The organism is Microbacterium flavum (assembly GCF_018717645.1).
GTDB lineage: Bacteria > Actinomycetota > Actinomycetes > Actinomycetales > Microbacteriaceae > Microbacterium > Microbacterium flavum.
The window spans coordinates 86,749-106,798 of record NZ_JAFLHG010000008.1 but is presented as its reverse complement, the minus strand read 5'-3'; the positions used below and the strand labels follow the sequence as shown (position 1 = coordinate 106,798).

Below are 20,050 nucleotides of genomic sequence, written 5' to 3'. Positions count from 1 at the left end.
CGTACGGTCATCGGTTCCGGCTTGGGCCAGTGTCGCCCGGTCCGGGCGAGTGAGGGCCGGTCTCTGGATAGGCGGTGTGTTCGGGTCTGTGAGGGGCGGGGGCGGGTTCGGGAAGTGCCGCGGGGATGGCGAGCTGCGCGTCGACGGCGGCGAGGGCTCCCCGTGCCGCGCCGAGCTGCTCGGTGTGCCTGAACGGGGTGGTGAGGGAGCGCTGGGCTTCCTCCAGGCTGCGCTGATGCTCCTGGAGCTCGAGCTGCGCTTTGCTAATCCGATCCGGGATTGAGCTGAGGCGGTTCTCGATCTGGCGGATGACGCCGACCCCGTCCCCGTCGAGCACGTGCTCGATCGGAACTCGGACTTCCGTCTCGGGGATGCCCTCGAACTGAAACACGACGACAGGGTTTCCCAGGACGGATCGGGTGCGGGCGGTCACCGTGAACCCGGAGATCTCGCCGACCTGCCCACGCGCACGTTCCTCGTGCGGCCGGGCGTACTGGATCCCGGTGTTGCGCGCCCATTGAGCCAGCGACGCGGCGGCCGCGGTGCGGGTCGTGCACGCGCGTTGGGTGATCCCTTCCGAACGCGAGCGAGGGTCGCGCCCTAGGATCGATGGCAGGAGGCGACCGATATGGATCCGGTCAGGACTGGATGGCGAATCAGCGACCTCGTTGCGTATGACACCGCCGTCGCGGATTCGGTCGCAAGGATCGCGGGTCTTACAGCGCACGCCGAGCCCGCCCCAACTGGCGATACCGTCGACGCCGTCCGCGCAGAGCTCCGCGCGTTTGCCGACGGAGCGACGCCGTGACCTTCGACGCCGACCGCACGTTCGAGTCGCTCATCCGACCCGCGCTCTTCGCTGACAGCGCAGACGCACAGCCGAGCCTGACCCTCTTGGTCGGTGAACCCGGTGCGGGTCGCACTCGCGCCGTCTACCGCAACTATCCAGAAGCGAGCGGACGAGCCGTCGTCAGCGCAGCCGTGCTTCGCGCGTTCCACCCGGATTATCTCGAGCTTGCGAGCCGTCGGCCGTTCGAACTCGACAACGCGCTGCGGCCCGCCGTGGAACGGTGGATCGCGCAGTCGGTTGGGACGGCGCTCAACGAGCGCCGATCGGTCGTCCTCGAGAGCGAGGCGCTCACCGCGGAAGCTGCACGGGCCGCCTCAGCAGCCTTCACCGAGGCTGGGTTCACGACCGAAGCCGTCGTGATGGCGTCTCGCACTCCCGATAGCTTGCTGACCGCGGCATCCGCGTACCTCAACCAGCGACGCGAGCGAATCCCCACTCAGCCGACGACTGTCGATGCCCATCGCGCGGCTGCGGTGGCGGCGCGAGACCTGACGATCGCCCTCGAGCTAGAAGGGCCCTTCGATCGCGTCCGAGTACTCAATCCCGGTGGTGTCGCGCTGCACGAGGCTGAGCCGCGTCGGCATCCGGAGTCGCTTCAAGGGCTGGCCGCTGCGTTGGATGCCGAGCGGCAACGCCACTACTCGTCGATCGAGGGCGTGCAGTGGCTGAGCGAGTTGCGCCGCATCACCGAGTACGCCCGCCAATCTCGAGAAGACGTCGGGCCGGTCGTCGAGACGCTCGGCGAGTTGCACCGGCTCGCCCTGACCACTGTGCTGCCGCGCATGCCGTTGCGGCCGGAATCGGAAGCCGCGATGCGTCAGCGTGCTCAGCTCGAGCAGGAGCTGAGCCGCCTTGAAGAGCAACTGGCGGCGACGCGCAACATCCCGGCGCCCCTCGACTTCCCCACTCCGGCTCCGTCGCGCGGGCTCGATCGCTGACCAGTCCCCGGCATCCTTCGGACATTCAGCGATCTCAGCGGTGGGCGCGGCGCGCAGTGCCGGGTCGTGGAATAGCGGAGGGCCGGAGCGCAGCGGAGGACCGAGCATATGCCGCGAAAGCCCGGAACGGAGCGTCGCGCCCACCGCTACGATCTCGCGTCCGAAGGAAGCTGCGAGCTATTCGTCGATCATCTCCATGAGCGTCGCGATGAACGGGTCACGGTTGCTCGTCGGGTCTGCGGCGAGGTCGCGTACGAGCGCGCCGAGAACTGCGCGCTCAGTCCTGCCCAGCATCGTGAGCGGTTCGAGACACCATGCGACGTCCTGTTCGGCCTGAGCCGTGGATGCTGGGGCGCCGAAGCGCACGGCGACGAACGCCGCGCGGTAGATGACCGCTTCGATGTCTGCACGATCGACCATGTTCTGTTCCTTGCTCTTCTGAGGGTTCATCGCGACAGTCCGGGTCGTGGCGACGGCATCGGTGGTGCCGGCGCGGTCACGGGCGTCTGCCGGGGGGCGACCTTCGGCTGGGTCCGCAGCCTGTCGTTGATCGCGGCCGCCACGGCATCCATTCGTGCTTCGTCATCTGCTCGCGCCATGGCGTTGCGCTCTGCCCGTGTCGGACGGACCTGCTGGTCGAGGCGCCCGCCGACGCGGGTCAACGACTCCGCATAGTGTGCGGCGGCGCGGTCTCGCGCGTTCGCGCGCTCGAACTGCTCGATGAGATACCGGGGCGTGCCAAGTTCGCCCCGCAGACGCGTGATCTCATCGCCGGTGCGCGCGCGGGTGAAGAACGCGTCGGCCGCGGCCAGGTTCGTCTTGCGCTCTGTGCCCGTAACGCGGTGCAAGCGCTGCGGCGGTAGCCCGTTCGCACGCCGCCACTTCTCTCGCGCGCGGTACTGGCGCTGATCCTCCAATGACTTCTCGTGGTCGGCCCAGTACTTCTCGCGCTTGCGCTGCTTGACCTCGTCGGCGTGAGCGGCGTAGTAGCGGGCGGCGTTCTCGCGCTTCACCGCAGGCGCGTCACGGTCCTCGTCACGCTGGTGCTGGCGGATCTGTTCACGGTGCGAGTCCCGCCAGCGCTGGTTGGCAGCCCGCAGTCGGGCGCGGAACTCCTCTGGGTTCTCGGCGCGCTGACGCTCGCGGTAGCGCCGCTGGATCTCTTGGTGCAGCGGCTTGTTGGCGGCGTACCACGCCCGCGCGTACTGACGCTTGGCCTCTTTGCGTTCCTCGCGGAGCTGCTCGGCGCGACGGTCGCCCAAGACGGCATCGCGCTTGCGCAGTTCGCGTTCTCGTTGCGCGGTATTGATCTCTTCACGATGCGTCTCGACCCAACGCTGCCGGATCTCCCGGACCTTCTCAGGGTTCGCCGCGTTCCAACGCAGCCGAGCGGCCCGGACTTTCTCTGGGTTCGCGTCCCGCCAGCGCTTTCTGTCAGCCCGCAGCGACTCGCGCCCCGCGCCGTCGCCCTGCTTTCCCCGACTCTGCGGCTCGTCCACCGTTGATCACCTGCCGAGGCCCGAGGTCGGGGCAGGAGTCGGCGTGGGCAACCCGTGCACCGGTGCTGTGAACTCACCGCGCGGTCGCCGCGGCGGCGCCAGAAGGAACACGCGGTCGACGTCCTCGGGGTGGCGGTGCCCCTCAGGAAAGTACTCGAAGAACGTGGCGTGCTCGGGGTCGCGAACGACCCACTGGCATCCCACGCCGTGGAGCACGGCGAGGTTGAGTTCTGCCTCTTCGGTGGATGCGCCGAGCGAGAGAATGACGCGATCGTCGTCGAGTTGCGCGGTGAGCCAGTTGTACTCGCGTCGCCACACACGCCGCTCGTCGAGGACCTCGTCAATCAAGGCCTGACGCGCGCGGCGGTCTTCGCCAATGCCGCCGGGGACGGTCGCACTGATCCACGAGGCGATGTCGAGAAAGGATGCCTCAAGGCCGGGGCGCTCAGTGTTCATGAGCTCGCCTCGATTCGGGTCGACAGTTGCTGAATCAGGTCGGGCCTGAACCCTGACCAATGGTGCCGCTGGTCTTGATCGACGACCACGACCGGCGCGGCGCTGTAGCCCAGGTCGTCCGTTACGAACTCGCGGGCCGGCGCATTCACCGAGACGCTCAGATCAATGATCGTGAACGGGATGCCTGCCTGCCGAAGGCACGCGCAGGTGCGGACACACCATCGGCATCCATCGCCCGTCGAGTACACGGTCACGGAGATCATCGTGATCGCCTCGCTCGCGACCACGCCTCAGACGTCGACCGACATGCCGTCTGTCCGATGTAATCGATGACCTCGCTGCGAAGGTAGGCGACCGTCTTGCCGAACTTGTGGAAGATCGGGCCGCCGCCGAGCCGGCGCCAGCGCTCGAGCTTTCCGACCGTCACGCCGCCGGGCAGCATGTCCGCGACCTGCTGGGGGGAGAGCCATTCGATCTCTTCCCGGGTTTCGACTTCTGTGGCCATCATCAACCCCCGTTCGCGTATACACGACCACGTTTGACATGAGTAGATCAGTTAGCTATACACTTGTCAAGAGGTTAAATGTGCGAATCTGCAGCACGGTAAGACACACTGAGGAGGTGAAGGTCGACGTGTACACACTGAACGGCGAGAAGATGACGTGGCGAGCCGCCACCCAGCCGGTCGGTACAGCGCTGCGGATCGCTCCCGGCTTCACCGCGCGAGCATTCGACGTCGCTCCGGGACTCGACGCGCAGCTCGAGGCGAACTACAGCGCAGATGAGGGTCGGTACCTGATCACGAAGTTCGAACTCGTGGCGGACGGGGGCGAGATCACCCACCGCGCGCTTCGACTCGTCTCGATCGAATCGATCATGCGTGCGGCGGCGCCGCACTGCATCGCCCTCAGCCTCGACGATGGACCGCCGAACATGAGCGCACACGAACTGACGACGACAGAGGGTCGTATCCTGCCGACATGGCTCGCCGCGCAGGTCGTGGCGCGCGGCAACCGCGACGAACGGATGGAAGCGATCGAGCTGCTATACGGCATCGCAGCACTCAGCGGGAACCCGCCCGTTCAGGCGATCAAGCAGGAACTCGGCATCCCCCACCGGACGGCGTCGGACTGGACCAAGAAGGCACGCGCAGAGGGGCGCCTGGCAGGCATGAGCTATATCGTCGGCCGCCAGGCGGATGGCTAGCATCCAGACCTACAAGACCACGCAAGGAAAGCGTTACCTCGTCCGATACAAGAAGCCGGACGGGAGCCACGGCAACAAGCGCGGCTTTCGCACCAAGCGCGACGCAGAAGAGTTCATCGCGTCTGTATCCGTAGCGATCACCGCGAATCAATACATAGACCCGCGTGATGCGAAGGTGCAGGTCGCGGAACTCGGACGAGTGTGGCTCGAGGACCAGGCGGCTGTCCTCAAACCCTCTTCCCTTCGCCCGCTCGAGTCGGCGTGGAGAGTACACGTGTCTCCGCGTTGGTCTCGCATCGCCGTGGGCGACATACGCTACAGCGACGTTCGGGCCTGGGTCACAGAGCTGTCGGCAACCAAGGGCGCGTCAACGGTCATTCGGTCCTACGGAATTCTCGCTGCCATCCTCGACATAGCCGTTCGCGACCGACGTATCCAGGAAAACCCTGTGCGCGGGATACGTCTTCCGAAGAAGACCCCGAAGCGCCGCGTGTATCTGTCCCACCGCCAGGTGGACCTCCTCGCCAAAGAGTCGCGCTTCCCGGACTTGGTGTATTTCCTCGCCTACACAGGCATGCGCTGGGGAGAAGTCACTGGACTTCGCGTGCGCGACGTTGACCTGATTCGGCGACGCGTCTTCGTTCAGGAGAACGCGGTCCTGGTCGGGAGTGTCATACACGTCGGCACGCCGAAGACCCACGCTGCGAGGTCCGTCCCCTTTCCGGACTTTCTCGTTGCCCAGATCGATCTCGCTATGGCGGGAAAACGCCAGGAATCGCTGCTCTTCGGCGACGGTAGCGGGCACTTGATTCGCCCGAATTCCCAGGACGGCTGGTTCGCGGCGGCTGTGCGACGCGCGATGGCGAAGGACCCTACCTTCGGACGAGTGACTCCCCATGACCTACGCCACACTGCGGCGAGCCTTGCAATCAGCGCGGGGGCGAATGTGAAAGCAGTGCAGCGCATGCTCGGGCATGCCTCGGCGGCGATGACCCTCGATACCTATGCCGACCTCTTCGATGACGATCTGGATTCGGTCGCGGCGGCGCTGAGTCGCGCGCGCATTGCGGACCTGCCGCCCCGGAACCTCAGCTGACCCGTCGGGGGCATGGCGCGCCCCTTCATAGGACTCGCCATGGCGCCGCCGGGCGAAGCGATTTACCCGTTCTTTACCCACTTTGACGACTGTGGAAAGGAAGAAACCCCGCGATCCCAATGTTTGCAAGGGATCGCGGGGCTTCGACGCTGGCGGTGACGGTGGGATTTGAACCCACGGTAGGGGGTTACCCTACACAACTTTTCGAGAGTTGCACCTTCGGCCGCTCGGACACGTCACCGTCGTCCATTCTACGACACGGGCGCGGATGCCGCGAACCGGGCATAGCGTGAGGGCATGACCGAACGGATGACCCCGCAGCAGCGCCTCGTCGTCGCGATCGCCGTCCTGGGGTCCTTCGTCGCGTTCCTCGACGGCACCGTGGTGACCGTGGCCCTCCCGGCGATCGCGCGCGAGCTCGGCGGCGGCCTGTCCACGCAGCAGTGGACCGTCGACGCGTACCTCGTGACCCTGGGCGCCCTCATCCTCGTCGCCGGTGCGGCGAGCGACGCCTACGGGCGCCTGCTCGTGCTGCGGATCGGCCTCATCGGGTTCGGCATCGCCTCGCTCGCCGTCGCCGCCGCCCCCTCGATCGAGCTCCTCATCGCGGCGCGCGCCCTGCAGGGCGTCGCCGGGGCCTTCCTCGTGCCCAGTTCGCTCGCACTCATCACCTCGACGATGAACGACCCCGTCCGCTCGCGCGCGATCGGACTGTGGACGGCGATGACCACCGGCGCGATGATCGTGGGCCCCCTGCTGGGCGGCGTGATCGTCGACAACCTCTCCTGGCGCTGGGTGTTCCTCATCAACGTGGTGCCGATCGGCGTCGCGCTCCTCCTGCTGACCCGCCTCGACGTCCGCGATCAGCGGCGCGAGGGCGCCCGGATCGACTGGTGGGGTGCGGTCATGTGCACGGCAGGGCTCGGACTCGCCGTCCTCGCTCTCATCGAGCTGCCGGCCGCGGCGGCGGGGAGTCCCGCGATCCCGTGGCTCTGGGCGGCGCTCGCCCTCGGCATCCTGCTCTTCGCCGGATTCGTCCTGCACCAGCGCCATGCGGCGCAGCCGCTGCTCCCCCTCGACCTCTTCCGCAGCCGGACGTTCTCGGCGGGCAATCTCGCGACCCTGTTCATCTACGCCGCGCTGTCGCTGAACGGCTTCGTCGTCTCGGTGTACCTGCAGCAGGGAGCCGGGCTCTCCGCGACGCTCGCCGGACTGGCGAGCCTGCCGACGACCGTCCTCGTCATCGCCCTCAGCTCGCGCATCGGCATCCTGTCCGGCCGCCTCGGACCGCGCCTGTTCATGACCGTCGGACCCCTCGTCATGGCGGCGGGATCCCTCCTTCTGCTCCTCGTCGGGACCGACTTCGACTACTGGTGGCAGGTGCTCCCGGGGATGATCGTGCTGGGACTCGGTCTCGCCATCACCGTCTCGCCCCTGACGGCGGCGATCCTCGGCTCCGCCGACCCGGCGCGATCGGGCATCGCCTCGGCGGTGAACAACGCCGTCGCGCGCGTCGCCGGCCTCCTCTCGATCGCCTCCCTCTCGGCGATCCTCGGGGGCGCTCTCGACCTCGACGGGTTCCACCGCGCCGCGCTCGTCACGGCGGCGCTGCTGATCGCCGGGTCCGTCGTCTCGGCGATCGGCGTGCGTAATAACCCGGCCGCCCCCGCTGGCACGAGCACGAGCGCACTGCCAGACTGAAAGCATGAGCGCGATCGAGAACTCCAAACTGACCGTCGTCGGAGCGGGAGCGGTGGGCTCGTCCGTCGCGTACGCCTCCCTCATCCGCAAGTCCGCGCGCCACGTCGCGCTCTACGACATCGCCGCCGCGCGCGTCGAGGCCGAGGTGCTCGACCTCGCGCACGGCTCGCAGTTCACCGGCTCGAGCGACATCATCGGCGGCGACGACCTCGATGTCACCGCCGGCTCGCACGTCATCGTCATCACCGCCGGCGCCGCGCAGAAGCCCGGGCAGACGCGCACCGACCTCGCGGGCGTGAACGCGAACATCCTCCGCTCCCTCGTCCCGAACCTGCTCGAGCGCTCCCCCGACGCCGTCTTCGTCGTCGTCACCAACCCCGCCGACGTCATGGCGGTCGTCGCCCAGGAGGTGAGCGGCCTGCCGCGCGAGCGCGTCTTCAGCTCCGGCACGGTGCTGGACACGTCGCGGCTGCGCTGGAAGATCGCCCAGCGGGCGGGCGTCTCGATCTCGAGCGTGCACGCGTACATCGTCGGCGAGCACGGTGACACCGAGTTCCCGCTGTGGTCGCACGCCACGATCGGCACCGTCCCCATCCTCGAGTGGGTTCCGCAGGACGGTCAGCCCAAGTTCACCGTCGACGAGCTCGACCAGATCGCCGTCGACGTGCGGGATGCCGCCTACAAGGTCATCCAGGGCAAGGGGGCGACCAACTACGCGATCGGGCTCTCCGGCGCGCGGATCGTCGAGGCGATCCTGCAGGACGAGCACACCGTCATGCCGGTCTCGACGGTGCTCGAGGACTTCCACGGCGTCAGCGGCGTCGCCCTGTCGGTGCCGGCCGTCGTGTCGGCGGCGGGGGCGCAGCCCATCCGCGAGACGACGTTCTCGGCATCCGAGCTCGCGCTCTTCCGCCGGTCGGCCGACGCGCTGCGCGAGGTGGCCGCCGGCCTGAGCTGAGACGGGCGACGCACCGGCGGCGCGAGCGACGCGCCCATGGTGCGCTCGCATGGCGGGCGCTGGCGCGCGGCGCGGGCGCCGGTGTCGGATGCCGCCGCTAGCGTGGTGACATGGCATCCAAGCGCGTCGCGACGACCTCGGCGTACCGCTGCACCGAATGCGGGTGGACGAGCGCGAAATGGGTCGGCCGCTGCGGCGAGTGCCAGCAGTGGGGCACCGTCGTCGAGGCGGCCACCGTCACCGGGATCGCCGCCCCCTCGGTCACGGCACTCGCCCCGTCGCGCGCGGCGCGCCCGATCACCGAGATCGACACGCGGGAGACCCCCCGCCGGACGACCGGCGTCGGAGAGTTCGACCGGGTGCTCGGCGGGGGTCTCGTGCCCGGCGCCGCCATCCTGCTCTCCGGCGAACCCGGCGTCGGCAAGTCGACGCTCCTGCTCGACGTGGCCGCCCGGACGGCCGCCGCGGGCCGGCGTGTCCTCTACGTGAGCGCGGAGGAGTCCCTCGGCCAGGTGCGCCTGCGCGCCGAGCGGACCGGGGCGCTGCACGACGACCTGTACCTCGCGAGCGAGACCGACCTCGCGACGGTCCTGGGTCACGTCGATCAGACCCGGCCGGACCTCCTCGTGGTGGACTCGGTGCAGACGGTCTCCTCGGGGCTGGTCGACGGCGCCGCCGGGCACCCCAGCCAGGTCCGTGAAGTGGCGTCCACCCTGATCCGTATCGCGAAGGAGCGGGATCTGCCGCTCATCCTCGTCGGACACGTGACGAAGGACGGCCAGGTCGCCGGACCCCGCATCCTGGAGCACCTCGTGGACGTCGTCTGCCACTTCGAAGGCGATCGGCAGACGTCGCTGCGGTTCGTCCGCGCGCTGAAGAACCGATTCGGCGCGACGGACGAGGTCGGGTGCTTCCAGCAGACGCAGCACGGCATCGCGGAGGTCCCCGATCCGAGCGCCCTGTTCCTCGGACACGGTTCGCGCGAGCCCGGCACGTGCGTGACGGTCGCGCTCGAAGGCCGCCGCGCGCTGCCGGTGGAGGTGCAGGCGCTCACCCTGCCCGGCTCGGGCCCGAACCCGCGCCGTGTCGTCAGCGGCGTCGACGGCGCCCGCGTCGCGATGATCCTCGCCGTGCTGGAGAAGCGCGCCGGCATCCGCGTCTCGGACCAGGACGTGTACGTCTCGACCGTCGGCGGTGTGCGCCTGGTCGAACCCGCGGCCGACCTCGCGATCGCCCTCGCGGTCGCGAGCGCCGTCACCGGGCGCCCGAACCCGGCGCAGACCGTCGCGATCGGAGAGCTCAGCCTCGCGGGCGAGGTCCGCGCGGTCACGCAGCACGAGCAGCGGCGGGGCGAGGCCGCCCGTCTCGGCTACCGATCGATCGTCGACACCGGCTCCACCGACCTGCGCGGGGCGCTCCGCGATCTGGCGCGCCTGCATCCCGTCGAACGGGGTGACGAGCCGACGTTCTGACCGCCGCCGATGCCGCCCGCCTCAGGCGTCGAGGGCGGCGATGAGGTCCGCGGGCGTCGCCTGCATCGGATGCGGCCCCGCGATGTCGAAGAACACGGTGGTGATCTCGCCCTCGTGCGCGCCGAGGAAGGTGCGCAGCCACTCCGGCGACTGGAGCGCGACGGCGGGCGGCAGAGACGCGGGCTTGTGCGCGGCGTCGCTGAAGAGGAGGAGGGCGATGTCGCCGGTGTTCGGATCGCGGTACGTCCACACCTCGCCGGCATCCCGCGGGTCGTCGCGCTGCCCGGGGCGCAGGAGCGGCACGACCGTCGGCCCGTGACGGAGGGCGAACGCGAGAGCGGCCATATCCTGCGTCTGCAGCGCATCGGCGAGGGGGGTGTTGCGGAACTCCAGCGGAACCTTCGCGCGCTTCTTACCGGCCATGCCTCCAGCCTAGAAGGGTGCGCGCGGAGCGCGTTCCCTCCGCGGGAGGAAGAGAAGGGCCCTCTCGATCCCCACATTGGGGACTGGGAGGATCGAGAGGGCCTGACTCACTCGGCGGATAATTCTGGGATCGAGCCGTATGGGGAGCGGCTCCGGTGCCGCTGCTGGGGACAGCGGGGTTCCGCCGAGGAGCTTCTTTCAGGGTACCCACCCGCGTGCGCGGTGTCTCGTTTCGGGGGCAGGAGCGCGATGAGAATGCTCTCAGAGTCTCCGGTGCGCCCGGGGGCTCGGCCTCACTGCAGCTCGAACATCCTGGTGTCGGCGCCCTCGATCCCGCCGATCGACACCTGCAGGTGGTAGAAGCCGGGGGACGCCGCGGGACGGGTCGTCGACCCGCAGGAGTCGGCCGACGAGCGCGTCCGGTCCCAGACGAGGGGCGTCACACTCGTCACCGTCTGACCGGCCGCCAGCTGCACGACCTGGTCGGTGGGTTCGCTCTGACAGTCGGTCGAGCGCCACCAGGTGTCGCTCCCGCTCGTGATGACGAACGCCTGCTTGGCGGTGCCGACGTTGATCAGGCAGGGGCTCGAGGACGTGTTGGAGAGCGAGATCGACAGCTGCGGCTGCTCGCCCGCCGCGTAGGAGTCCTTGTCCGTGATCGCGAGCACCGAGATGTCGCCCGTCGTGCAGGCCGCGATCGCGTCTCCGCTCGGCGACGGCGCCGCCTCGGGCGGAGCGGCGTCGGCGGCATCCGTCACCGTCGGCGTCTCGGTCGCGGGCGCGCTGCTCGTCGCAGCGGGACTCGTCGGGGTCGCCGAAGGCGTGACCGCCGAAGGGACGGGTGCGGACGACCCGCGCCAGGGCTGCCAGATCGCTAGCACGGCAGCCGCGACGATCACGAGGAGGACGAGCACGGCGACGAGGCGCCGACGCCGGTAGACGGCACGAGAGGTCCGGCGTCGCGACGGGGCGGAGGGACGGGTGCTCACTCCCCCAGGCTAAGCGGGCAGGTGCCTCACAGCTGCTTGAGCATGCGGGTGTTGCCCAGAGTGTTCGGCTTCACGTGCGCGAGATCGAGGAACTCGGCGACACCCTCATCGGGGCTCCGCAGCAGCTGGGAGTACACGTCGGGCGCGACGACCTGCTCGCCGATCGGGGCGAACCCTCGGCGCGAGAAGAAGTCGACCTCGAAGGTGAGGCAGAACAGCCGTGACAGCCCGAGCGTGCGGGCGTTGGCCTCGAGCTGCGCGACGACCGCGCCTCCGACGCCGTGGTGGAGCCAGTCCTCCGCCACGATCAGCGTGCGGATCTCACCCAGGTCCTCCCACATGACGTGGAGCGCTCCGCACCCGACGAGCTCGCCGCCCGACTCGGCGACGACGAACTCCTGCACGGATTCGTAGACGGTCACGACATCCTTGCCGAGCAGGATCCGCCGCTGCACCCACGGATCGAGCAGCGCCAGGATGCCGCGGACGTCGGACGTGCGTGCGGAACGGACGACGTAGTCGGGGCGGAGGGCGGAGTCGGGCACCGCACAACTGTAATCCGTAACCCAATGGCAACAGGACTGGACGATGCTGTACTCATGTCGATCAAGGTCGCGCTCGAGCACTACACCGGTTACACGTTCGCCGAACCGGTGCGCGTCGCGCCACACACCATCCGCCTCCGCCCTGCTCCGCACGCCCGGACGCCCATCGAGGCGTACTCGCTGGACATCCAGCCGAAGAACCACTTCCTCAACTGGCAGCAGGACCCCTTCGGCAACTGGCTCGCACGCGTCGTCTTCCCGGAGAAGGTGTCGAAGCTCGAGATCACGGTCGGCGTCGTCGCGGACATGATGGTGATCAACCCGCTCGACTTCTTCATCGAGGACTACGCCGAGCGGTTCCCCTTCGCCTACGCTCCCGAGCTCGCCGCCGACCTCGCCCCGTATCTGCGCCCCGTCGCTGACAGCGGACAGGCGTCGCAGTGGCGGGAACGCCTGCCCACCCTGCCCGCCGACGGCGTCCCGACGGTCACCTTCCTCGCGCAGCTGAACCGCGCGGTGCAGGGCGCCGTCGGCTACTCCGTGCGCATGGAGCCCGGTGTCCAGACGCCCGATCACACGCTCCGCTCCGGCATCGGATCGTGCCGCGACAGCGCGTGGCTGCTCGTGAGCCTCCTCCGCCAGTACGGGCTCGCCGCACGCTTCGTGTCGGGGTATCTCGTCCAGTTGACCTCGGATCAGAAGTCGCTCGACGGTCCCAGCGGGCCGGAGGCGGACTTCACCGACCTGCACGCCTGGGCCGAGGTGTTCATCCCCGGCGCGGGATGGATCGGGCTCGACGCCACGAGCGCGCTCTTCGCCGGGGAGGGGCACATCCCCCTGTCGGCGACGCCGGACCCGTCGGCCGCCGCGCCGATCAGCGGAGCCACGGAGCCCGTCGGGGTGACCTTCTCCTTCCGCAACGAGGTCCACCGCATCCACGAGGATCCGCGGACGACGAAGCCCTATACCGACGCGCAGTGGTCACGCATCGACGCGGTCGGCGAGCTCGTCGACGAGCGCCTGCACTCCGCCGACGTCCGCCTCACGATCGGTGGCGAGCCCACGTTCGTCGCCCTCGACGACGCGACTGCCGACGAATGGAACACGGCCGCGGACGGCCCGCACAAGCGAGAGCTCGCGAACCTCCTCGCCGACCGCCTGCGTCGGACATATGCCCTCGGCGGCATCGTCCATCGCGGCCAGGGGAAGTGGTATCCCGGGGAGGACCTGCCCCGCTGGAACATCGCGCTGCAGTGGCGGACCGACGGCGAGCGCCTCTGGGATCACGACGAGCTCTTCGGGGACCCCTGGGCGCCCGCCGGCGCCGACGACGTCCGGACCGGACCGGAGCGCGCGCGGCGACTCGCCGAACGGGTGACGGAGCTGCTCGGCCTCCCTGCGGGCCAGCTTCTCGCCGCCTTCGAGGATCCGCTGGCGACGCTCACGGCCGAGCTGCGGATGCCGCAGGGACCGCGCCCCGGGACGGGCAGCGCGGACGGTGAGCTCGATGCGGCCGCGGAGGCCGACGAGGGCGCCGGGGCGCCGACCGGGTACCTCCTGCCCCTCGTGACCGGGGAGGAATGGACGAGCCCCGCCTGGAGCTTCCGTCGCGGACGACTGGTGCTCGTGCCCGGCACGAGCCCGCTGGGGCTCCGGCTGCCGCTCGCCTCGATCGCATGGACCGATCCGGAGTGGGCGGGCGAGCCCTCCTACCTCGATGCGGGCGAGCCGCTGCCGCCGGGCGTCGCCGGCATCCCGAGCCTTCAGATCGTCGACCCCGAGGGCGCGCAGACGACCGCGATCGCGGTCGAGGCGCGGGAGGGCCACGTCTTCGTCTTCCTCCCGCCGACGACCCGGCTCGAGGACTACGCCGCGCTGCTGCGGGTGATCGAGCGTGCCGCACTCGAGGTCGGGACGGAACTCGTGATCGAGGGGTACGGCCCGCCGCCGGACGCACGCCTCACGCAGCTGATCGTGACCCCCGACCCGGGGGTGATCGAGGTCAACGTCCAGCCGACCTCGTCGTGGGCCGATCAGCGCGCCCTCACCTTCGATCTCTACGAGACGGCGCGGCGTGCGCGCCTGTCCACCGAGAAGTTCGACGTGGACGGGACGCACACCGGCACGGGCGGCGGCAACCACATCACGCTCGGCGGGAAGCAGCCCATCGACTCACCCCTCCTGCGCCGTCCCGACCTCCTCGCGTCGCTCGTGACGTACTGGCAGCGGCATCCGTCGCTCTCCTACCTCTTCTCCGGCCGCTTCATCGGCCCGACGAGCCAGGCGCCGCGCTTCGACGAGGGTCGCCCCGAGGCGGTCTACGAGATGGAGATCGCGCTCCAGGAGGTGCGCCGCCTCGCCGCCGAGACCGATGAGCCGCGGCCGTGGCTCATCGACCGCGCGCTGCGGCACCTGCTGACCGACCTCACCGGCAACACGCACCGCGCGGAGTTCTGCATCGACAAGCTCTACAGTCCCGACTCGTCGCGTGGGCGCCTGGGGCTGCTGGAACTGCGCGGCTTCGAGATGCCGCCGCATCCGCAGCTGGCGCTCGTGCAGGCCCTCCTCGTCCGAGGTCTCGTGTCGATGTTCTGGGAGAAGCCGTTCATCGCCCCGCTCGTGCGCTGGGGCACCGCCCTGCACGAGGACTTCCTCCTCGCCGAGGGCGCGCGCCGCGACATCGGCGAGGTCGTCGCGGACCTCCGCGCCCACGGCATCCCGTTCGAGGAGAGCTGGCTGGAGTCGTTCATCGAGTTCCGCTTCCCGCGGGTCGGCGTCGCCCGGATCGACCCCGGCATCACGCTCGAACTCCGACAGGCGATCGAGCCGTGGCACGTGCTCGGCGAGGAGGCGACCGAGGGCGGCACCGCACGATACGTCGACTCGTCGCTCGAGCGCATGCAGGTGAAGCTCACCGGCATCGACCCCGCGCGCCACCTCGTCGTCGCGGGGGGCGCGGCGCTCCCGCTGACACCCACCGGGGTGCACGGCGAGTACTACGCCGGGGTGCGCTATCGGGCCTGGCAGCCGTGGTCGGCCCTGCACCCCTCGATCCCCATCCACGCGCCGCTCACCGTCGAGGTCGTCGACACGGATGCCGCTGTGTCCCTCGGCGGAGCGACCTACCACGTCGTCCATCCGGGCGGCCGCGCCTACGAGCACCCTCCGGTCAACGCGAACGAGGCCGAGGCCCGGCGATCGGGCCGATTCGAGCCGCGGGGCCACACACCCGGTAGGTTCGATGTGGCGGCAGCGCGAGAGGCGGGGGCGCGGGCCGCATCACCCGACTATCCCCGCACCCTGGACCTGCGGAGGGTTCCTCCCGAGTGAGCATCCTGCGGGATTACGCCGCGGACGTGTCGCAGCCGACACTGCCGCTGAGCGGAGTACCCGAATCGTCGCGCTACGACGAGGTCGTCAGCGGGGACGGATCGCTGCGCGCACCGTGGCAGGCCCTTGCCGACCTCGCCCTCGCCCTCACCCGTGAGGAGCTCAGCCGGGTCTCGGGAGAGATCTCCCGCTTCCTCGCCGACGACGGCGTCTCCTATGTGCGGCCCGGCTCGGGAGCCGAGCCCTGGCAGCTCGACCCGATCCCGCTCGTCATCGATGCGCCCGCCTGGGCGCGTCTCGACCTCGGGCTGGCCCAGCGCACCGAGCTGCTCAATGCGATCGCCGTGGATCTGTACGGCGAGCAGAGTCTTCTCCGCGAAGGGATCATCCCCTCGGCGATCGTTCTCGGACACAGCGGCTTCGTGCGGGCGATCGCGGGATCGCGCACCCGGGACCGGCATCCCCTCCTCCTGGCGGGCGCTGACCTCGGGCGCGACGCCGCCGGCGAATGGCACGTGCTCGCCGACCGTGTGCAGGCCCCCTCCGGCCTCGGGTTCGCGGCCGAGAACCGTCGCGTCATCTCGCAGGTGCTTCCGGATCTCTTCCAGGAGAGCAGCCTGCACCGCATCGACCCGTTCCTCTCCGCGCTGCGCTCCGCGCTGCTCTCCTCCGCTCCCGAGGGCGTAGAGGACCCCCGCGTCGTGATCCTCTCCCCCGGCACGCACAGCGAGACCTCGTTCGACCAGGCCTTCCTCGCCACCGCGCTCGGCTTCCCGCTCGTACAGGGCAGCGACCTCGTCGGGCATGAGGGCGGCGTCTGGATGAAGCCGGCGCGCTGGCCGGGGCGCCGGCCGACCGACCGGGTCGATGTCATCGTGCGCCGCGTGGATGCCGAGTGGTGCGACCCGCTCGAGATGCGCGGAGACTCCCGGCTCGGCGTCGCGGGGCTGTCGGAGGCGGTCCGACGCGGGCGGGTGCGGCTGGTGAACGGCCTCGGCACGGGCGTGCTCGAGAACCCGGGCCTCGTCCCCTTCCTCGCGGACGCCTGCGAGCATCTCCTCGGCGAGCACCTGCGCCTGCCGTCGGTTCCCACCGTGTGGTGCGGCGATCCGGACGGTCTGCGCGACGTGCGCGCGCGCCTGATCGCGGGCGACCCGAACCTCCTCCTGCGGACGATCGACGAGCCGCGCAAGGCGTTCGCCGCCCTGTCGCCGGACGAACTCCTCGCGCGCCTGGACGCCGCGCCGCACCGCTTCGTCGGGCAGAAGCTGCTCTCGCTGTCGCAGACACCGGTCTGGCGCCAGGGCGAGCGGGCTCTCGCCGCGCCCGTCAATCTGCGGGCTTTCACCCTCCGCTACGGTTCGGCCTACCGGCCCATGCTCGGCGGTCTCGCGACGGTGCGCGACCACCCCGACGCGATGCCCTGGACGAAGGATGTCTGGGTCCTGAAATCCGACCTCGCCGACGCCGACCAGAACCTCGTGGAGATCGCACCCGAGCCCGCCGCGCGCACCGTGCCCGCGCTCGCGCCGCGCGCGCTGTCGGACATGTTCTGGACCGGCCGGTACGCCGAGCGTGCGGAGGACATCCTGCGCCTGTCCCTCGCGGCGCAGACGCTCCTCGATCAGCCCGGCACGCACGCCTCGGGCCGCGTCGACGAGAGCGCGCGCGTGCTTCTGGCCGTGATGTCCCGCCTGGCGGGGCGGCGCTCGAGCGACCCCGAAGCAGAGTTCCGCGACATCCTGCTCGACGCGCAGCGCGCGGGGACGGCGGCGTACGCTGTCAGGCGACTCCGCGAGGTGATGGAGGGCGTCCGCGACCAGCTGTCGGGTGACACGTGGCGCGTCTTCTCCAACATCGAGCGCGCGACGCGGGCTCTCCGCCTCGCCCCGCACCCCCACCGGTCCGCCGAATCGGCGGGACGGATGCTCGCCGCGATGCTCTCGCTCTACGGCATCACCGCGAACATGATCCGCGACACCGGATGGCACATGATCGAAGCCGGCCGCTCCCTCGAGCGAGGCCTGCAGCTGATCCACCTGCTCAGCGGCCTCGCCGAGCAGCGCGACCCGCGCGATGAGCGTGCGGTGCTCGATGGTGTGCTCCTGTCGGCGGAGAGCGTCGTCACATATCGCCGCCGCTACCGCGGGTCGGCGCGCGCCGCGGATGTCCTCGACCTGCTGCTGCTCGACGACGGCAACCCGCGCTCGCTCGCGTTCGCGCTCGCCCGGGTGCGGGAGCACCTCGCCGCCATGCCGGCCTCGACGGGGTCGACCCGCGCCGAGAGGCTCCTGGACCACCTCGAGTCCGATGTGGCGGAGCTCGATGTCGCGGAGCTGGGCCGTGTCGGCGGCGGACGCCGCGACGCGCTCCAGGAGACGCTCGACGACATCGCCGCGCGTCTGGAGCTGCTGGCGACGGCCGTGGACGAGCAGCACTTCGCGAGCGGTCCCCCGCCGGTGCCGCTGTCCGCTCTGTCGCTCGTCGAGCTCATGGAGGCGCGGGCATGAGGAACTACCGCGTGTGGCATCGGACGGCCTACACCTACTCCAAGCCCGTCCAGGACAGCGTGGGGCTCTTCCACCTCATGCCGCGCGAGCTGCCCTGGCAGCGGGTCACGACCTCCGCGGTCACCCTCGATCCCGTGCCCGGGGACATCTCCCCCGACGTCGACTACTTCGGCAATCCGTCGACCTACTTCCACCTGACCGAGCCGCATGACGCGCTCGCGATCGAAGCATCCAGCAACGTCTCCGTCGAGATCCCGACGTACGACGAGAATGCCCTCGCCCTGCCGTGGGAGCGTGCGCGGCCGATCGTCCACCCCGATCAGCCCCATGCCTGGCGCGCCGCGGAGTACGCGCTCGAGTCGCCGCGCGTGAAGCACGTCGCGGCGGCGACCACGTACGGAGCGGAATCCCTGACGCCGGGGCGCCCCATCGGGGAGGCGGCGACCGACCTCATGCACCGGATCTTCCGCGACTTCGACTACGACAAGACCGCGACGACGGTGACGAGCACGGTCGACGACGCGATGCGCGAGCGTGCGGGCGTCTGCCAGGACTTCGCCCACGTCGCCCTCGCGTGCCTGCGGGCGCACGGTGTCGCCGCCCGCTACGTCTCGGGATACCTGGCGACTCAGCCCGCGCCGGGCAAGCAGCGGGTGTTCGGCGCGGATGCCTCCCACGCCTGGCTCGCCGTCTGGGTGCCCGGCACCGATCAGTGGCTCGCGATCGACCCCACCAACGACCAGTGGGCGAACGATCGCTACGTGACGGTCGCGTGGGGCCGCGACTACGGCGACGTCTCGCCCGTCAAGGGCATCATCTACACGAAGGCGAAGAAGTCCACGCTGAGGGTGCAGGTCGACGTCGCGCCGATCGAGCCCTGAGCCCACGCGCGGTGTCAATCCCCGGCCGAAGGTCGCGCGGGCGTGACAGGCTGAACAGGTGAAGGCCTATACCTGCCGCGTCTGCGCGAGCCCGCTCTACTTCGAGAACTCGGTGTGCGTGTCGTGCGGCACCCCGCTCGGCTACTCCCGCCAGGAGCGTGACATCGTGCCGGTGGATGCCGCCGGCGTCTACGTCGACGCGGAGGGCTGGATCTGGCACGTCTGCCGGAATCTGGGCCTGTCCGGCTGCACCTGGCTCGCGCCGCTCGAGGGCGGCCAATGCGCCGCGTGCGATCTCACCCGGACCCGGCCGGCTGACGACGACCCTCGGGGGCTCTCCGAGTTCGTGGTCGCCGAGCGCGCGAAGCGACACTTGGTCGCGGAGCTCGACACCCTCGGCTTCAGGGTCGCGCCGAAGTCGGAAGATCCCGTGAACGGGCTCTCGTTCGACCTGCTCTCCTCCGTGCAGACCCCCGTGATCACCGGGCACTCGGACGGCATCGTCACGATCGACCTCGCGGAGGGCGACGACTCGCACCGCGAGCGGATCCGGCACGAGCTCGATGAGCCGTACCGCACGATGCTCGGGCACTTCCGCCACGAGGTGGGCCACTTCTACGAATGGCGGCTGGTCGAGTCCGACCCCGAGGTGCTCGCGCGTGCGCGAGAACTCTTCGGCGACGAGACCGTCGACTACGACGCCGCCATCCAGCGCCACTACGACGAGGGCGCTCCGGCCGGGTGGCGGGACCGCTTCATCTCGGCCTACGCGACGATGCACCCGTACGAGGACTTCGCGGAGACCTGGGCGCACTATCTGCACATCTGCGACACCGTCGAGACGGCCGTCGTGACGGGCCTGCTGCCCGTCACCGGGACGATCGGCTATCCGAGCTTCGCGGCGTTCGTGGCCGACGTCTGGATTCCGCTGTCGACCGCGCTGAACCTCGTGAACCGCTCGATGGGCGAGGGCGACCTGTATCCCTTCGTGCTGCCGCCCGCCGTTCTCGACAAGCTGGAGTTCGTCGCGTCGCTGCGCCCCACCGCGGCCTGACGGCCCGGCGCCGGGCAGGCGCGCCGGCGGCCTGGGCGTGCGAAAAGCAGGCTGGATCGCCGCTGCGGGGCGCTGGCAGGTCGCGGCATCCCGATCCGGCCTGCTTCCGCGACGACCCCTCGACGAGCTCGGGGACCGGAGA

At 70.0% G+C, this 20,050-nt stretch carries 19 protein-coding genes and 1 tRNA gene; 10 read left to right on the top strand and 10 right to left on the bottom strand.

Features of this window, described 5'->3' with window-relative positions:
* Positions 1-7 precede the first annotated feature (7 nt).
* Complete coding sequence (locus J0P97_RS10025) at positions 8-727, bottom strand: hypothetical protein (protein WP_215487641.1); 720 nt, start codon at positions 725-727, stop codon at positions 8-10.
* 77 nt (positions 728-804) lie between these two features.
* Between J0P97_RS10025 and J0P97_RS10020 the strand changes: the two genes are divergently transcribed.
* On the top strand, positions 805-1,788 hold the full coding sequence (locus J0P97_RS10020) for a zeta toxin family protein (RefSeq protein WP_215487640.1): 984 nt from the start codon (positions 805-807) through the stop codon (positions 1,786-1,788).
* Positions 1,789-1,965: 177 nt separating this feature from the next.
* Here the strand turns inward: J0P97_RS10020 and J0P97_RS10015 are convergent, their stop codons facing one another.
* Genes J0P97_RS10015 through J0P97_RS09995 form a run of 5 tightly spaced genes read right to left on the bottom strand, consistent with a single transcriptional unit; the run spans position 1,966 to position 4,251 of the window.
* Positions 1,966-2,208, bottom strand: a complete 243-nt coding sequence (locus J0P97_RS10015) for a hypothetical protein (protein ID WP_215487639.1) — start codon at positions 2,206-2,208, stop codon at positions 1,966-1,968.
* 26 nt (positions 2,209-2,234) lie between these two features.
* Positions 2,235-3,287: a hypothetical protein gene (locus tag J0P97_RS10010; RefSeq protein WP_215487638.1), complete on the bottom strand. Its 1,053-nt coding sequence runs from the start codon at positions 3,285-3,287 to the stop codon at positions 2,235-2,237.
* A 6-nt stretch (positions 3,288-3,293) separates the two neighbouring features.
* Positions 3,294-3,743 carry a hypothetical protein gene (locus J0P97_RS10005; protein WP_215487637.1) on the bottom strand — a complete coding sequence of 150 codons (450 nt, stop codon included), beginning with the start codon at positions 3,741-3,743 and terminating at the stop codon, positions 3,294-3,296.
* A complete protein-coding gene (locus J0P97_RS10000; RefSeq protein WP_215487636.1) occupies positions 3,740-4,006 on the bottom strand; it encodes a glutaredoxin family protein in 267 nt (88 codons plus the stop codon). Before J0P97_RS10000 ends, J0P97_RS10005 begins: the two co-directional genes overlap by 4 nt.
* Positions 4,003-4,251 carry a helix-turn-helix domain-containing protein gene (locus tag J0P97_RS09995; RefSeq protein WP_215487635.1) on the bottom strand — a complete coding sequence of 83 codons (249 nt, stop codon included), beginning with the start codon at positions 4,249-4,251 and terminating at the stop codon, positions 4,003-4,005. Before J0P97_RS09995 ends, J0P97_RS10000 begins: the two co-directional genes overlap by 4 nt.
* Before the next feature lie 113 nt (positions 4,252-4,364).
* On the opposite strand from J0P97_RS09995, the gene J0P97_RS09990 reads away from it, so the two are divergent.
* Together J0P97_RS09990 and J0P97_RS09985 are read left to right on the top strand one after the other, a co-directional pair.
* Complete coding sequence (locus J0P97_RS09990; RefSeq protein WP_215487634.1) at positions 4,365-4,949, top strand: hypothetical protein; 585 nt, start codon at positions 4,365-4,367, stop codon at positions 4,947-4,949.
* Complete coding sequence (locus tag J0P97_RS09985) at positions 4,942-6,045, top strand: site-specific integrase (protein WP_215487633.1); 1,104 nt, start codon at positions 4,942-4,944, stop codon at positions 6,043-6,045. The genes J0P97_RS09990 and J0P97_RS09985 overlap by 8 nt, the downstream gene beginning before the upstream one ends.
* A 150-nt stretch (positions 6,046-6,195) precedes the next feature.
* Here the strand turns inward: J0P97_RS09985 and J0P97_RS09980 are convergent.
* Positions 6,196-6,286, bottom strand: a tRNA-Ser gene (locus J0P97_RS09980).
* 56 nt (positions 6,287-6,342) lie between these two features.
* On the opposite strand from J0P97_RS09980, the gene J0P97_RS09975 reads away from it, so the two are divergent.
* The 3 genes from J0P97_RS09975 (at position 6,343) to radA (ending at position 10,176) form a co-directional block, all read left to right on the top strand.
* A complete protein-coding gene (locus J0P97_RS09975) occupies positions 6,343-7,746 on the top strand; it encodes an MFS transporter (protein ID WP_215487632.1) in 1,404 nt (467 codons plus the stop codon).
* A 4-nt stretch (positions 7,747-7,750) separates the two neighbouring features.
* Entirely contained in the window at positions 7,751-8,704 is a 954-nt protein-coding gene (locus tag J0P97_RS09970; RefSeq protein ID WP_215487631.1) for an L-lactate dehydrogenase, read from the top strand.
* Positions 8,705-8,814: 110 nt separating this feature from the next.
* On the top strand, positions 8,815-10,176 hold the full coding sequence (radA, locus tag J0P97_RS09965) for a DNA repair protein RadA (RefSeq protein ID WP_215487630.1): 1,362 nt from the start codon (positions 8,815-8,817) through the stop codon (positions 10,174-10,176).
* 21 nt (positions 10,177-10,197) lie between these two features.
* Here the strand turns inward: radA and J0P97_RS09960 are convergent, their stop codons facing one another.
* The 3 genes from J0P97_RS09960 to J0P97_RS09950 form a co-directional block, all read right to left on the bottom strand.
* Complete coding sequence (locus J0P97_RS09960; RefSeq protein ID WP_215487629.1) at positions 10,198-10,599, bottom strand: dehydrogenase; 402 nt, start codon at positions 10,597-10,599, stop codon at positions 10,198-10,200.
* Between the two features lie 293 nt (positions 10,600-10,892).
* Positions 10,893-11,588 carry a hypothetical protein gene (locus J0P97_RS09955; RefSeq protein ID WP_215487628.1) on the bottom strand — a complete coding sequence of 232 codons (696 nt, stop codon included), beginning with the start codon at positions 11,586-11,588 and terminating at the stop codon, positions 10,893-10,895.
* A gap of 26 nt (positions 11,589-11,614) precedes the next feature.
* Entirely contained in the window at positions 11,615-12,133 is a 519-nt protein-coding gene (locus tag J0P97_RS09950) for an amino-acid N-acetyltransferase (RefSeq protein ID WP_215487627.1), read from the bottom strand.
* Between the two features lie 54 nt (positions 12,134-12,187).
* Between J0P97_RS09950 and J0P97_RS09945 the strand changes: the two genes are divergently transcribed.
* Genes J0P97_RS09945 through J0P97_RS09930 form a run of 4 tightly spaced genes read left to right on the top strand, consistent with a single transcriptional unit; the run spans position 12,188 to position 19,908 of the window.
* Entirely contained in the window at positions 12,188-15,463 is a 3,276-nt protein-coding gene (locus J0P97_RS09945; protein ID WP_215487626.1) for a transglutaminase family protein, read from the top strand.
* Positions 15,460-17,973, top strand: a complete 2,514-nt coding sequence (locus J0P97_RS09940; RefSeq protein ID WP_215487625.1) for a circularly permuted type 2 ATP-grasp protein — start codon at positions 15,460-15,462, stop codon at positions 17,971-17,973. Before J0P97_RS09945 ends, J0P97_RS09940 begins: the two co-directional genes overlap by 4 nt.
* Positions 17,970-18,854 (top strand): transglutaminase family protein, encoded by an 885-nt coding sequence (locus J0P97_RS09935; protein WP_215487624.1) that lies wholly within the window; start codon positions 17,970-17,972, stop codon positions 18,852-18,854. The genes J0P97_RS09940 and J0P97_RS09935 overlap by 4 nt, the downstream gene beginning before the upstream one ends.
* Before the next feature lie 58 nt (positions 18,855-18,912).
* Positions 18,913-19,908, top strand: a complete 996-nt coding sequence (locus tag J0P97_RS09930) for a zinc-binding metallopeptidase family protein (RefSeq protein WP_215487623.1) — start codon at positions 18,913-18,915, stop codon at positions 19,906-19,908.
* Positions 19,909-20,050 lie beyond the last annotated feature (142 nt).

What these genes read in the sequence shown, in the direction of transcription:
- J0P97_RS10015 (WP_215487639.1), bottom strand. Translation starts at nt 2,208, where the DNA reads ATGGTCGATCGTGCAGACATCGAAGCGGTCATCTACCGCGCGGCGTTC.
- J0P97_RS10005 (WP_215487637.1), bottom strand. Translation starts at nt 3,743, where the DNA reads ATGAACACTGAGCGCCCCGGCCTTGAGGCATCCTTTCTCGACATCGCC.
- J0P97_RS10000 (WP_215487636.1), bottom strand. Translation starts at nt 4,006, where the DNA reads ATGATCTCCGTGACCGTGTACTCGACGGGCGATGGATGCCGATGGTGT.
- J0P97_RS09995 (WP_215487635.1), bottom strand. Translation starts at nt 4,251, where the DNA reads ATGATGGCCACAGAAGTCGAAACCCGGGAAGAGATCGAATGGCTCTCC.
- J0P97_RS09985 (WP_215487633.1), top strand. Translation starts at nt 4,942, where the DNA reads ATGGCTAGCATCCAGACCTACAAGACCACGCAAGGAAAGCGTTACCTC.
- J0P97_RS09975 (WP_215487632.1), top strand. Translation starts at nt 6,343, where the DNA reads ATGACCGAACGGATGACCCCGCAGCAGCGCCTCGTCGTCGCGATCGCC.
- J0P97_RS09970 (WP_215487631.1), top strand. Translation starts at nt 7,751, where the DNA reads ATGAGCGCGATCGAGAACTCCAAACTGACCGTCGTCGGAGCGGGAGCG.
- radA (WP_215487630.1), top strand. Translation starts at nt 8,815, where the DNA reads ATGGCATCCAAGCGCGTCGCGACGACCTCGGCGTACCGCTGCACCGAA.
- J0P97_RS09960 (WP_215487629.1), bottom strand. Translation starts at nt 10,599, where the DNA reads ATGGCCGGTAAGAAGCGCGCGAAGGTTCCGCTGGAGTTCCGCAACACC.
- J0P97_RS09945 (WP_215487626.1), top strand. Translation starts at nt 12,188, where the DNA reads ATGTCGATCAAGGTCGCGCTCGAGCACTACACCGGTTACACGTTCGCC.
- J0P97_RS09935 (WP_215487624.1), top strand. Translation starts at nt 17,970, where the DNA reads ATGAGGAACTACCGCGTGTGGCATCGGACGGCCTACACCTACTCCAAG.